General features: G+C 49.0%; 11 protein-coding genes and 2 pseudogenes. 6 read left to right on the top strand and 7 right to left on the bottom strand.

Annotated elements, in window-relative coordinates:
- Positions 1-1466: 1466 nt before the first annotated feature.
- Both SynROS8604_RS15850 and SynROS8604_RS07965 read right to left on the bottom strand, forming a co-directional pair.
- A complete protein-coding gene (locus tag SynROS8604_RS15850; RefSeq protein WP_255444953.1) occupies positions 1467-2168 on the bottom strand; it encodes a hypothetical protein in 702 nt (233 codons plus the stop codon).
- A 348-nt stretch (positions 2169-2516) separates the two neighbouring features.
- Positions 2517-2696 carry a hypothetical protein gene (locus SynROS8604_RS07965; protein ID WP_186543564.1) on the bottom strand — a complete coding sequence of 60 codons (180 nt, stop codon included), beginning with the start codon at positions 2694-2696 and terminating at the stop codon, positions 2517-2519.
- A 1296-nt stretch (positions 2697-3992) separates the two neighbouring features.
- Here SynROS8604_RS07965 and SynROS8604_RS07960 point away from each other — a divergent pair.
- The 4 genes and pseudogenes from SynROS8604_RS07960 to SynROS8604_RS16225 all read left to right on the top strand — a co-directional run bounded on the left by SynROS8604_RS07960 (position 3993) and on the right by SynROS8604_RS16225 (position 8766).
- Positions 3993-5786 carry an NAD(P)/FAD-dependent oxidoreductase gene (locus SynROS8604_RS07960; protein WP_186543563.1) on the top strand — a complete coding sequence of 598 codons (1794 nt, stop codon included), beginning with the start codon at positions 3993-3995 and terminating at the stop codon, positions 5784-5786.
- A gap of 710 nt (positions 5787-6496) precedes the next feature.
- Positions 6497-8043: pseudogene (locus SynROS8604_RS07955) on the top strand (iron uptake porin).
- Between the two features lie 195 nt (positions 8044-8238).
- Positions 8239-8472, top strand: coding sequence for a hypothetical protein (locus SynROS8604_RS07950; RefSeq protein ID WP_255444952.1), 234 nt, complete (start codon positions 8239-8241; stop codon positions 8470-8472).
- A 138-nt stretch (positions 8473-8610) separates the two neighbouring features.
- Complete coding sequence (locus SynROS8604_RS16225) at positions 8611-8766, top strand: hypothetical protein (RefSeq protein ID WP_370586491.1); 156 nt, start codon at positions 8611-8613, stop codon at positions 8764-8766.
- Between the two features lie 883 nt (positions 8767-9649).
- On the opposite strand, the gene SynROS8604_RS07945 is transcribed toward SynROS8604_RS16225, so the two are convergent.
- The 4 genes and pseudogenes from SynROS8604_RS07945 to SynROS8604_RS07935 all read right to left on the bottom strand — a co-directional run bounded on the left by SynROS8604_RS07945 (position 9650) and on the right by SynROS8604_RS07935 (position 12162).
- Complete coding sequence (locus tag SynROS8604_RS07945; RefSeq protein ID WP_255444951.1) at positions 9650-10708, bottom strand: multicopper oxidase domain-containing protein; 1059 nt, start codon at positions 10706-10708, stop codon at positions 9650-9652.
- Complete coding sequence (locus SynROS8604_RS15845) at positions 10708-11247, bottom strand: multicopper oxidase domain-containing protein (RefSeq protein WP_255444950.1); 540 nt, start codon at positions 11245-11247, stop codon at positions 10708-10710. Before SynROS8604_RS15845 ends, SynROS8604_RS07945 begins: the two co-directional genes overlap by 1 nt.
- Before the next feature lie 254 nt (positions 11248-11501).
- Positions 11502-11818: pseudogene (locus SynROS8604_RS07940) on the bottom strand (multidrug efflux SMR transporter).
- Positions 11818-12162: a multidrug efflux SMR transporter gene (locus SynROS8604_RS07935; RefSeq protein ID WP_186545891.1), complete on the bottom strand. Its 345-nt coding sequence runs from the start codon at positions 12160-12162 to the stop codon at positions 11818-11820. The pseudogene SynROS8604_RS07940 and the gene SynROS8604_RS07935 overlap by 1 nt, the downstream one beginning before the upstream one ends.
- Before the next feature lie 268 nt (positions 12163-12430).
- Between SynROS8604_RS07935 and SynROS8604_RS07930 the strand changes: the two genes are divergently transcribed.
- Positions 12431-12610 (top strand): hypothetical protein, encoded by a 180-nt coding sequence (locus SynROS8604_RS07930; RefSeq protein ID WP_186543562.1) that lies wholly within the window; start codon positions 12431-12433, stop codon positions 12608-12610.
- On the opposite strand, the gene SynROS8604_RS07925 is transcribed toward SynROS8604_RS07930, so the two are convergent.
- Positions 12607-13209: a DUF3828 domain-containing protein gene (locus SynROS8604_RS07925; protein ID WP_255444949.1), complete on the bottom strand. Its 603-nt coding sequence runs from the start codon at positions 13207-13209 to the stop codon at positions 12607-12609. The genes SynROS8604_RS07930 and SynROS8604_RS07925 overlap by 4 nt on opposite strands.
- A gap of 144 nt (positions 13210-13353) precedes the next feature.
- On the opposite strand from SynROS8604_RS07925, the gene SynROS8604_RS07920 reads away from it, so the two are divergent.
- Positions 13354-13500, top strand: coding sequence for a hypothetical protein (locus tag SynROS8604_RS07920; protein WP_186546083.1), 147 nt, complete (start codon positions 13354-13356; stop codon positions 13498-13500).
- The last annotated feature ends 218 nt before the right edge of the window (positions 13501-13718 follow it).

The raw sequence follows: 13718 nt of genomic DNA, 5'->3' as shown, positions 1-13718 counted from the left end.
TCATGAAGGTGAAGGTCCAGAAGCGGTAGCGAAAAACGCTTGAGATAGTTGGTTCTTCAGGAATGACTACTCGGACGGCATGATCACGCCGTTCAAAAACTTTTGTCGACGTTACCAAGTCAGGAGTTTGCACATCATCCTGCCCAGTTGCACCATAAACTAGAGACCACTTCAGGTTTCACCCCCCCCCCTTAACTCCACAGAAAAAGACACTTCCGAGTGGCAGCCGCAGCATTAGCCATAGCCATCAACGTCAGATTCCATGATTCTGTAACAGCAACATCAATCACCAAACAAAAGTCCATCAACATCGATTGCTTGGATCCATTGCATCAAATCTTTCAATCACAACTACCTGTGGCCCGTCAATCAAGTAAACATTGCAAATGATTTCAAAGATTGTGATTGCATCCGTGCTTTGAGCAAGAAGCGTCAGTCCTTCAGATAAATGATCTCAAATAATCTCGGTGGTGGGATTGTGGTGGCAACGGTGGATCTGGATCGATTGGTCGTGCCATCGCAATGCAGGCAACTCAATCCTTGGCCTCTGTCGCCGTCTGCAACACCAAGAATAATGATGCGCAAAGCGTTGTTCTTCGGATCACACGGTACGGACTATGAATATTTTATAGCTCCCATCAAAGGCTGAATTGTCTTAATTATCTTGATGATCAACATCAAGCCCTTTACTGGTGATCATCTGATAATTAGTGGCGTCATCAACAAATCATCACCTTGAAGGTCGGCAAACCCCCTTTTTATTTTCTCAATTGTTACAGGAGGTAATTCTAACATTTCTTCAAATCCGTGTCCGTAAAAACAAAAGAGTGTTGTGTTCAGATCCTTTCTTTAATTGTCCTTTTGGTTGTAAAAGAGGACTCTGTAGTCTTTGTTTTATTAATGTCCTTAAATTAAATTAATTGCTTTCTTTTCGTAATTGATTGATATCCCTGGTGGTAGATTTATATCGATATCATCAGTAATTTGTGCCGTGCTTATGATGTCCCTATAGTAATTGAACCTAAAGCCTTGGAAACGCATGCCTGGAAGGCAAAAGCTCTCTTTCCACTGTTGTTTTTAGTGACTACTTGAACCGTCAGGCTAATAATCACGATGAGTGGGCCGGACGACGGGTAAACAAGTATATTGTAATGAATTAATCACTATGGATAGGGCCGCTGCTTCGCAATGGAAATTATTAAGCAATCACCTTAGAGATAGGCGATAGGTTTAATATATGGCTAATATTTTCAAGCAAGAATCTTAGATAATAGACTTCACAGCCTCAAGCGCCTCGATCTCCACTACGAGTGAGCAAGATCTTTCAATCCACTCATCGTTCAGCAAAATTGCACGCGAATTGATATTGGGATCCAATTGCCAATTGTGCAAAATCAGTACCGAACTCAGGCAGCGCAATGACACGAGCTGAAAATCTGCCCAGGCATCTTCCAGCGAGTAATCCTCTACGCCGTGAGATTTGAGACTTTGATGCCAATTTGCACAAAGTTCACGCAGTCTGCCTCGACGAGCGGGCATCGGGACACTACCCCCGATGAGATAAGCAAGATCCATCGCAGCCATCGAGCGTGTGGGTGTTCCCCAGTCAAGAACAACAACGTTGCGTTGAGTTGTGTTTTGTCCGAACAAAACATTTTAACGCGAAGATCACCATGAACTAAAGTTGATGGCCGCTTTGCCATTGTTTCGTCAATGTCTTGTGAATTCTCAATAACAAATTCGATCGTTTGAAGAGCTTCAGGCTCGACACGCAGCTCATAGTCATCTAAGAAATTGCTGTGAAACGATGACAGCAACTCCGTACTGCCCTGAAACCAGAATTGATGATCAGGCAACCAGTCATCGCCATGCAAAGCCGATGAGTTCCAGAATCGGGCTTGAATCTGAGCCATGGCATCAAGGACTAGGAAACTGGCATTAGCCGTTACTCCTCGCACCTGATTGCCAACCGCCATAGCTGAAAGGTCTTCCAGTAGGAGCCAACGCCCTTCATCACTCGAACCATTTCCCGTTGCATAGTTAAGGGGTACCAACGAGGGGAATTGGAGAGCAAATGTACGGTAGAACCCCACTTCTCTTCGAAAACAATTTAGCTTTAAAGCAACTTCGCGGGATTGCGGATCGTCACTGTCAATCTTGAGAATCAAGGATTACGGCAAATCATCAGAAGGTCCTCGAGGCCTCAGGCGCATGGTGTTCGATGTAAAACCCTGGGGAACTCCCAAAGGCTCAATCTCGAGCCCCTCAACACGAAGCCCTAACTGCTCACCGAGCCATTCGACGTCGATCGGGGTACCAGACGGAAGAATTGGCTTTGATTGTTTGATCAGAGTTTTAACGCTGGAATGAAGAGCTGTTGAACTTAGAGAAGTTAGGTATATTCTGGTCACCATAGGTTCTCATGAATTCATGCTTGATCTTGCTAGACATTGATACAGGCGCGCAGATGCGCGAGTTTTAAGCCATCTCCTGCATGGTCAGAACTTCTTGAAACCTCATGACCATCCGTCGGCATAAATTTCAAGCAGGCGTGGTTGGTTTGTCGTGGGCTGCAAATCCATTGTCGCTGTGGTGATCAGCAGCTGGCCGACGCCAGGGAATGGCTTCTTATCGGCCTTTCCCTTTGGGTCTTGCTCTTCATTCTTCTGCAGGTCGCTCTCTCGGCAAATCAACATGGATGGCACGGCTATGTGCATTACGTTTGCATTCTTATTGACTGGCCTGGCCTGGCCTGTATCCGGGCAGCTCGCTGTTGCTATGGCTTGGAACCAGAAGTCGGCATCTAGAGGATGCCAATGCTGACACCTGATTCCTTACAGGTGAACGCCCTAAGGCAGGTTTGTTTTTCCAGGCTGGATGTAACCAACTTCAGCTCATGCCTCATTTTTGGTTTCGTGGGTGTGCGGTTAGGCTGCCCGCAATGAGTTTTCGGCAGCTTTGGTTGCAGAGTTTGGCAAATCAGCAACACCTACCAACTCATCATACCATCGGCATTGATCGGTCACTTCTTGCTTGGAGAAGACCTACGACTGCTTTTTTTTTTGACGATGTTGACGTTCATCCTTTCCTAGCTTTCTTTGTAGCTAATTGGTCCCGGCTAAAGGCTCGAGAGCATGAATGGCAATCCGTGAGCCGCGAGATCTTGGTTTGATCTTGCGAAAAGCATGAAGCCATAGAGATGTGCATTCATCGGGAAGTTGTCCATCACTTGATCACAATTTTTTCGCGTGATCAAGGCAGATCACGAACCGAGAGGTCTGTTTTGCCGCTCATTGCACGTCAACTCATCGAGTTGCACAAGAATCAGGAGATATCTCCAGGACATACCTCTTAAATGCTTTGCAATTACTGGCTATAAGGTGGCATTAGCGGCCACCTGTGCCAGTGTTGGTCTCGCAGTGGCGCGTTTCATTTAATTGTTTGCTGGGGTAGGGGATCGCTTATGAGCTCAGATCTATGACACCTATTTGATGACTTTGATCCACTCTCAAGCCCCTTTTAGGATAGGTGCACCGCCATTAATTCCAGAAGTTTCTTGCGAGTGAAGGATGCCGTTGAGATGATGACAATCCTGAATATCTAATTTGTAGTATCTTGGTACAATATTGATTCTCAATGAGATTATGTTTTTCTCTATGGCTCTCTTTTCTTTTTAACTCTGTGTGCCGGAAGGGTGTCTTCCTCCGATACATGTGTCGTTTGGGCACTCTGGATCTTAGATCCGATTATTCGCCCATGCAGGTTAAGCTTTTTTGACGATAAATTGAAGTGATATTAGCCATTTCTCTTGGTCTAAGGAAGAAATCAGTGATACTATAATGCTTGATTCTGCTGCAAATGGTGAAGAGCCATAATGCCAATGTCGTGGTCAAACATCGTAGATCTGGTGTGGGATAATTTTTCAAAAATTTGCAACGGAAAGGCTGACATTCTTGGGGCTAATGGTCATAGTGTGAATTTGATTAGTCCAGATGTCTTCTCCGTCTGACTTATTGCAGGACTGGTTGGTCAGATTCGCTTCTTCGCTTCAGACAGGCGACTCTACAGCCGTGATGCCGTTATTTGCCCCGGATTGCTTCTGGCGTGATTTGGTTGCATTCACTTGGAATTTAACGACAGAAGAAGGGCCCGCAGCCATCGAAGCAATGCTGCATGAACGCTTGGATGATGTTGCGCCAAAAGATTTCCAGATCGTTGGTGTTCCTCTGGACACTGATGGTGTTTTAGAGGGGTGGTTTTGCTTTCAAACCCGTGTTGCTTGCTGTAGCGGTCATGTCCGCTTGCGTCAGGGAAGGATTTGGACGCTTTTTACAGCAATGGATGCTCTGAATGGGCACGAGCAACAGGTCGGCGAATATCGACAGCGTGGTGCTGATTTTGGCGTTGATCCCCAACGTTTGTCATGGTCGGAGCGTCGTGAAGCAGAGCAGGAGTCTTTGGGTGTCACGGAACAGCCTGATGTTGTCATTGTTGGCGGCGGTCAGGCTGGTCTAACCCTTGCTGCTCGTCTTCGGCACATGGAGGTGCCCACCCTGGTGCTGGAGAAGTTGGCCAGACCCGGCGATCAGTGGCGCCGCCGCTACAAAACCCTTTGCTTGCATGACCCTGTTCAGTACTGCAAATTCCCTTATTTGCCCTTCCCTGAGGGATGGCCCCTCTTTGCTCCCAAGGATCGCCTCGCTGACTGGATGGAGGCCTATGTGAATTTGATGGGACTGCACGTCTGGTGTGGATCTCCAGCCCTTAGCGCGAGCTTTGATCCGCACCAGGATCGTTGGTTGGTACGCACAGAGCGTGACGGCCAGTCGGTGGAGCTGCGACCCCGCCACCTGGTGATGGCTTTGGGAGTTTCGGGCTATGCGAACCTGCCTGAGATACCTGGTGCTGACAGCTTTATTGGAGAGCAGCACCACTCCAGCGCCCATCCCGGACCTGACGCTTATCGCGGCAAGCGCTGCGTAGTTGTGGGCTCAAATAACTCGGCCCATGACATTGCCTCAGCTCTATGGAAGGTCGGAGCGGACGAGGTGACGATGTTGCAACGCAGTTCGACAATGATTGCGCCGGTGCCGGCGCTAGAAAAATTTGGTGCCTGGTCTATTTATTCAGATGAAGCAATACAGCAGGGCATCACACCTGAGCAGTCGGATATGACGATGGCTTCCATCCCCTACAAGCTTCTACCGAAGTGGCAGAAGCCAATTTATGACGCGATGCGAGTTGAATATGCAGACTTCTATACCCGGTTAGAACGGGCCGGATTTTTACTTGATTTCGGGTCTGACGATACTGGCGTGTTCATGAAATTTCTGCGCAGAGGCTCCGGTTATTACATGGATGTGGGTGCTTCGGAGCTTGTGGCGGATGGTCGCATCAAGCTTCGTAGTGGGGTCGAAATCGAACGCTTCACTCCTGAAACAGTGGTGCTCAATGACGGAAGCATTTTGGAGGCTGATCTGGTGGTTTATGCCACGGGTTATGGCTCCATGAATTGTTTCTTGGAGGATCTCATTTCACCCGAAGTGGCAGCGAAGGTCGGCAAGGTTTGGGGGCTTGGCTCTGATACCCCTAAGGACCCCGGTCCCTGGGAAGGTGAGCTTCGCAACATGTGGAAGCCCACTCAAGTGGAGAACCTTTGGATTCATGGAGGCAACTTGCATTTGTGCCGTCACTACTCGCTTTATTTGGCGCTACAGCTCAAAGCCCGCTTAGTTGGTCTTGAGACTCCGGTTTATCGTCGATCACCTAGTTTTCATCGCTCATGACGTTCTGAGTCATCAAAAATATGAAGGGGTGAGCTGACAATTTTTAGATCAATTAGCGTTAAATGGACAATCAATTATCGTTAGCATGAACTTGTGCACGGATCAGAACAGGAACCCGTTTAAAAGCTGGCGTTCCACAGATCTGATCGGATACCCCACGCGCAAGACAAACAAGCGCTCTTGTGCTTCAGGTTTGCCAGAGCCTTTTGCTCTTTCGGCTGATCGTTGTCCGTCCCCAACCAGTAATGATGGAGCAACCTCCACCACGTTTCATGCCGCGCAGTGGCAAATTGGTGGATTCGACCTTCATGGTTTGAGCCATCCATAGCCATCTGGAAGCTAGATAGCTCGGCTGGGCTCCACACATATTGAACACAAACTCTATATTTTCTTGCTTGAATGGGCTTGAGTACTGAAGGCTGAAGTGAAGACTCAAGTCTGGGCAAGCCTCAAAAAATTGAGTCTGCAATGCCATTATTCAGAACAGAATGCGGTCCAGAATCTACGGTCGAAAAAGCGATGTTCTCTCTAGAAATAGGACGGCTTTAAAGATTGGGACCGCCTAGGCATCAGGTCACAGTATGCGATCCATACGGATTCAGGTGTTGGCAGTACGTCGCTATACCCCCTGTACTATCTCTTGAGTAAGAATGATAATCATTATTTCTCGCTTTTTCGTGTAGAGCCGTTTTGAAACGTTCCATCAACTGCTGGTGGCCCCAGCGGCCCTGGGCCTTTTGGCACCTGTGGCTGCTAACGCCACTGAGCTGAACATCAACGGTGTGTCTGACTACGCCGCCAGCTCTGCATCGAACAGCCGCGAGCAAGTCACCAGCATCACTCAGTTTTCTGACGTTTACCCAACCGACTGGGCTTATCAGGCACTCAGCAACCTGATCGAGCGCTACGGCTGTGTGGCTGGTTACCCCAACGGCACCTACCGCGGTAACAGGGCGATGACCCGCTTTGAAGCGGCTGCTCTGTTGAACGCCTGTCTCGACCGCGTCACCGAAGTGACCGACGAGCTCAAGCGCCTGATGAAAGAGTTTGAAAAGGAACTCGCCATCCTCAAGGGCCGTGTTGACGGACTGGAAGCCCGCGTTGGCGAACTGGAAGCCACTCAGTTCTCCACCACTACAAAGCTTTCTGGATTGGCAACATTTGTTGTTGGTGCGAATGATTTTTATGGAACCAAATCTAAAGCCGATCCAGCGAACAGAGATTTTGGTGCCACTACATTTAACTATGACCTTCAATTAAGCCTTGAAACGAGTTTCACTGGTAAGGATTTACTGCTGACAGTCTTGAGGTCAGGAAATTTTGCTAGCAATTTTGCATTTGGTGGTAATCCCAATGGCTTGTCAACCTTAGAAACAGCATTTCAGGAGGATTCTGGTGCAAATTCTTTAGGTATTGACAAACTCTTTTACCAGTTCCCCGTCGGCAATTCACTAACTTTCACGTTTGGTGCCCGTGTTGGTCAGGAAGATATGCTTGCCGTTTGGCCTAGTGCATATCCAAGCGATCCAATTTTGGATGTAACAACACTGAATGGTGCACCAGCTGCTTACAACAAAAACCTGGGAGTAGGAGCTGGTGTTAGTTGGTCTACTGAGAATGGTTTCAGTGTCTCTGCGAACTATGTTGCTGCACAAGGTTCGAGTTCAGACCCTATGCTGGTGGTATGGGAACCGCATTTTCTGAGGCTTCAGGAACCGTTCAAATTGCTTATGAATCTGAAAGCTGGAACATCGCTGCAATTTGGTCAGGCGTCCAAAGTCCATCTGAATTAGTCGGTGGATTCGGTACTGCATTTGCGGCAGACAACTACTTTTCTGGTTCCAATGCCTTTATGAATGCTTGGGGCATTGGTGGCTCCTGGCAGCCACAAGACAGTGGTTGGATACCATCGATCTCTGCAGGATTTGGTTATAACTCTCTTTACGCTAAAAATGATGGAGATGTCACGGTAAGTCAGTCATGAAACCTTGGGCTGGAATGGAGTGACGTTTTCCTGAAGGGCAACAATGCAGGTATGGCTGTAGGACAGCCTGTTTTTGCAACAAGCCTGAAGGGTGATTCTACTCCAGCTGACGGCAATTATATATGGGAATGGTGGTATCAATTCCAGGTTACCGACAACATTAGTGTGACACCCGCATTGTTCTATTTAAGTCGTCCACTGGGTCAACTCACTCCTGCTGATGATACCTTCAGTCAGCTTGGTGGATTGGTGAAAACAACCTTCAACTTTTAAACCTCCTTCTGCATTCTTTTTTATTGAATGCTCTTCCATGTTGTTATTACATTCAGGTTTTCGTCCTAAATCTCTCTTGTCTGTTTCAGGAACTCTGCTGCTTATGGCGGCTCTTGAATACTGTGGTGATCGTTCTTAACAATGCCTTCATGGGATCGAGTCATTGATCAGTGAAACGGGGCATGCTTATACGATTTGCCACCTTGGTGCTACGCAAGCATTCCTGCTGCTCTTGGCTGCAAGGGTTGGTGGTGTGGACGGGCTGGAACTGTTGCCGAGCTTGAGCAAGCATTGGCAGCAATCAGTGCTCATCAAGGAGCTGCTTATCTCGAAGTGCTCATTCCTACTGAAGAGAGCCAGTCCCTAGCGGATGAGGTCATTGAAACCTTTCACCAGACGACGACTTCTAAATCGGCGTTACCTGACTAAGATCTCCCCATATGCGAATGTTTAAAGGATCAGCTGTCTATGGATGGTGGTCATCCGTTTCGATCTCCAGAGTCGCAATCAGTCCTAAAAGACGGGCAAAGTATGAAAAACTAAGCGGCGCGGGGTAGATACAGAGCATTGATTCCTCTCGCTAATAGCAACGAGGATGTCGAAGTGATAGCAATGATTGATGTGCTTCGATGTGCTGATATTGAGGTTGTCATTGCCAGTGTAAGCAATGAAGATATAGTGACTTTAATGAAGGACGCCTTGTTGTCGATGAACCTCTCGTGAATGTTGTTCATCAGCAATGGGATTTAATTGCCATGGCAGGTGGTATCTTAGGTGCAATAAACCGTGCAGCATCAACGTTCTTAAGCGACAGGCTACGTCTACAACATAAAAAAAGGTATGGTCGGGGCGGTATGTTCGGCACCCGCACTGCTGCTAAAGCCAGTAGGTGTTTTAGATGAGATTAATATAGTCACTGGAAATCTCTTAGCGATTAAGATGCCAGAGCAAAGTTGGCCGGTTGACTACTTTACAAGCATTCTCGGGGATAAGTTTGATGCAAGTTTTAAGGTAATCAGCGATGAGAAACAACAAATTGTGCGTTCGTAGATACCAGGAACAGCTATTGAATATGAAATTGTGATGGTTGATATGCTTTGCGGGGAAGAGTGCGCAAATCGAATCAGCAATTATATTTTTAGTACGCTAACATGCGTAACCAGCATCAATCATTCGCCAACCAGTAAGCTTTTCTCTAAATCTTTATTTCAGAAAATCCTTGGATGCGAATTATTCCAAGGGGCAGATCCAAAAGGATCCTATGCCTCTTTTGGCCGATCCATGGCGTAATGGCAAAGTGCGTAGATGTAGCTTCGGTTTTCGACTCAATATGGACAAGTCTCTCCATTGTTTGGGTTTTGATTCACTTTTTCGGTGCCTATCTAGAGTCGTCTTTGTCGGCTTTCTGTCGTATTGAGTCATGGCATTTATTTCAAGTTCCTTGATATCTCTTGGATGGATATTTTTAACCCCGCTTTAGCACGCGTTGATGGTTTTGAATTGAAGGTATTGTGTCAGCAATGTGATGCCACTGTGACCCGAATGATTGGGGCTATGTATAGGTGAATTACTTAATTTAATTTGCAAAGAAGTGATCGACTCATTCTCAAAACGGAAGGTATTCATGGCCAAAGCCACTTGGATCCCACCAGCTCAGATCAGCTGAGCGGTAAGCCACCACATTGAACATGCCGCGCACATGGTGATAAGCGATATGGCAGTGGAAGGCCCAAATGCCTGGGTTGTTGGCATCAAAAGCAATGCGGCAGGTGCTTCCTTTGGGGACGTAGACGGTGTCGCGCATTGGGCCGTCCAAGGGCGTGCCATCGATTTCGAGGATTTGGAATTCATGGCCATGCAGATGCATGGGATGCCCCATCGGCGTGGGATTGGAAAACACCATCTCCACCCGTTGGCCCTGCTCCACCCAGTAGGGATCGCGGTATGGATAAAAACGATCGTTCAGTCCCCAGGTGTATTTGGGAGCAGGGCCGGTGAGGGCCACGGGGATTGTGTTGTAAGCAGCACGACCAGCGAGGGGATTTGTTGCCCGCAGTTGCTTGTCCTGGGTGAAATCGAGGGGACCGGTCCACTGATCCGTTTGCGGCGCCAAATCGGGCGCGCTGAGCTTCGGGTTGTTGCGCAGCACCACGCCACGACGCAGGTTGCTACGTTCCCCTAAGGCCAACAATGGAAACACCCCAGGTTCTTCTGGAACCTTGATGCGCAGCGTTAGGCGTTGCGCCAGAGCGAGTTGAAACAGGGAGCCGCGGATCGGCTCCACGGGATTGGCATCGATGCGTAGCAGCTCTCCTTCGAGATCGCCAAGGTCGAGGAAAAAGCTCATGAAGGCGCTGCCGGCAACCCAGCGGATCGCCACGGTTTCGCCAGGCTCTACATCAATGATTTCTGGAGCATCGAGGCTGCGTTCATTTGCCAGCAGCGCGTCGTACACAACATCGGAGCCCATCATCAAAACCCCCTTTTCTTGTTTCATTCCGAAGCGTTGCGTCGCTGGATCCCATTGCTGGGTGAGCAGCGTTCGTGGTTGATGCCAAGCGAAATCGGCCAAGCTTTTAGCCATGGCCGTGCCACCACCGCGCTCTCCAGCCACCACGTTGTTGAGGATTTGGCTGGCGGGCGTGAAGCTGAAGTCCCGCAGCATCACGCTGATCGTGCGATCAGCCCAACGCTCTTGTCCTCATCGAGAATCACAAACGGCTCAGCTACATAGCTTTGGGTTTGTAAGCCGTAGTGCGAATGCATCCAGAAGGTGCCGTTTTGCACCAGCGGGTAGTGGATGCGTTGGCATTGCCCTTGGGGAATCGGGGGTTGCGTGACATAGGGCACGCCATCCATGGCATTGGGAAGAATCAAGCCATGCCAATGCACCGTTGTGGGCACCGGTAATTGGTTGATCAGCTCGAGATTGATGCCTTTGGCTTGCGTCGTGGTGTATCCACGCTGGCCATTCAGCTGGCGAATGCAGCCACGATCCAAGGTTTGCCCCAAAACAGTGATCGGTGCTGTTGCAATTTCCAGGACCACCGTGTCTGGATTGCGGGGCCTCTGAAACGTGGGTTGGCTGATGAACCGCTCCCAGGATGACTGTGCTTTGGCACGGGTTTTCCTGAACAGCTCCAGGCTGGTGCTCCCGAGGAGAGCGCCCAGCACACCTAACTGCAAAAAGGATCGGCGAAGCACGAATCTCTAAGCCAGTGCTCACGGTTTAGTCACGCTCTCTGGCATCCGGCTGGCCCTCCGGCCCTCCATGCCTGGATCGCGATAGCGGAGGTGGTCTTCGCTAAAGATGGATTGTTTATTTATTTGTTTGTTTGTTTTTTGGGGAAGTTTATTGGCTTTGCAATTGCCTAGATATGATCTTCAAAAGCTTGTTGGCTTCGTTGATTGTCAACGAAGCCTTGTGTATTGCTGATTGGCTCCAGGGATTTGTCGGTCTAAGCAACGTTCATGCTGATTAAGCCAGCAATAACCAGACCTAGCCCGATCGCCATTTTCCAATTGAACGACTCTTTGTAAATGACAACCCCCAGGATCGTCACGATCGCCATGCCGAGGCCGGACCAAATGCCATAGGCAATGGCGAGAGGGATGCGGTTGAGTGCCTGCCCCATCAAGAAAAATTCAGGCCGTATCCTGCCAATGCAGCTGCTGCAAACACTGGACGCGTTAGGCCATGAGATCCCTTGAGAGCAGTTGTTCCAATGTTTTCGCAAATAATGGCCAAGAGAAGAATTAGATATCCAAGCCCCATCAGACTGTCTCGCCTTGTGCAGCGTTCAGAACAACAATGCCGGATGCAATCATCAATAGGCCTAGGATGACAGATAAGCTAAGTAATTCTTTGAAGATCAGAATACCGACAATTGATGAGGTGATCATGCCAAGGCCAACCCAAAGTGCATAGGCAAATCCCATCGGCAAGATACGCATACTCCTTCCAAAAAAGATCAGTGAAAAGATATAACCCGTTGCCGCTAAGATCGTTAGCTCAAGCGTGGAAAATCCCTCTGAGGCTTTCATCGCTGATGTTCCAACTTGCTCAGTGGCGATTGCTAGCAGAAGCTCGAATAACGCCGTGCGTTTGTCTGTAGCCATCGAAGTTGAATCGTTCTCTGGCAAAGCAACTATCGCTATGAAAGCAATCATTTTGGCATTTCAGCCATCAACTCAATCTAAAAAGCGATGTTGGATTGAGCTCACTGATTTGATTTTGTATGGACATGTTCTTCCTCGTAAAATTGATTTTTAAGGGCAACCCATGGGCTGACACCAACCGGTGTCTGCCTTGTCAATGAGCCCATATTTGAGATCACGCCTCAGACCACGCTTCAAACCACTGTTCAGGTCTCATCACCCCGCTGGCATGGTCGCAAGCCAACATTTCTGCATGATGCACCACCTCGCCGCCGGCATCACGGGCGGCGAGGTGGTGCAGTTCTTGTTTCAACAGCTGCGCGCTGCCTATGGCGAACTCAGTGATGACGACTTCAAAGCGATGGTGTTGATGGCCCTCGATGAGGGCACCCATGTCGCTGAGGATTAGGAGCTTGGATTCAATAGCTCCTTTAGAAACGGTCTGAGCTTAAAGCCCTGTTCATCGCCATAGGTGATGTCGTTGATGCGCCAGCTGCCCTTGCTGTCTCGGTTCATCTCGTACTGCAAACGGCGTGGAATCCCACTGGATCTGCCGCGTAGACCCACCTCCACTTCCACCTCAGCCTTGAGGCTGTTGTTCTTCCCTGCGCTGCAGCTTTTCACCTGGGCTCCGAGCGTTTCGCTCTGGGTATTGCTGAACACGTCGAAGTCGAGATAGCGGCCATCACGGACGGGTGTGAGAGCTCTGGCCTCGATCAGCAACTCAAACAGTGATGGTGTGAAGCGCTGACGCTGGCTGGAGAGATCCTTCACCGGGTCAATGCGCTTCTCCATTCGCTGAACCTGCCAGCGGTAGAGCCCATCGAGTTGATTCACCACCCCAGCAGGGCAGGGGCCTGATTTTGCTGGTATTGCCATGGCGATCAAGCTGGTCAGTAGCGGCAAGAGCATGGAGAGGGTGCGGCTGAATGCAGTGTGGCTGCGACCACAACCCACCACTGGGATTTGAGCGTAATCCAGCTCTGCAGGGTGATAGCGATGACGCAATTGTCATCAACACTTCATGTCAATTGTGTCCAATCACACCGCATGTTTGCTTTAAAGACGTCATCATTAAACAATCGTGTACAGGTCAAGCTGACCAAGACGCGGAATTCAAATAAACGGACAAGTCAAATGAGCCGAAGAGGAATGCATCCTTTGTTGATGGGGTTAGACAAGCCCAAGACCCAAACCAACGAGAAGAAACCAGTCGAATTGTCTGGATACGAATCCGCTCAGCGCAAGCGTTTCCTACGCGCTGAAGCAGAAGAGGCCGAGCAGAGCAATGTTTCCTGAGCGTCTGGCGCAAAAGCAGAGGGCATGAAGAGGGGGGCGACAAAAGCCGCCACCGTCCTCATGACGTGGGCGCCCCACCAAGAGCTTGTCCCACACACCACTGATGGCAAAAGATCTGAGAACAGTCAACCTCCTTATCAGCTGATCCGAATGGTTGAGGGGTGAGTGGTCCTTGTTAAAGGGGACTATCCCCTTGTGATGTCTTTCATTTTCGAGTT

The organism is Synechococcus sp. ROS8604 (genome assembly GCF_014279655.1).
Lineage (GTDB): Bacteria > Cyanobacteriota > Cyanobacteriia > PCC-6307 > Cyanobiaceae > Synechococcus_C.
The sequence above is the reverse complement of the archived record's forward strand: the minus strand, read 5'-3'. Positions and strand labels throughout refer to the sequence as shown.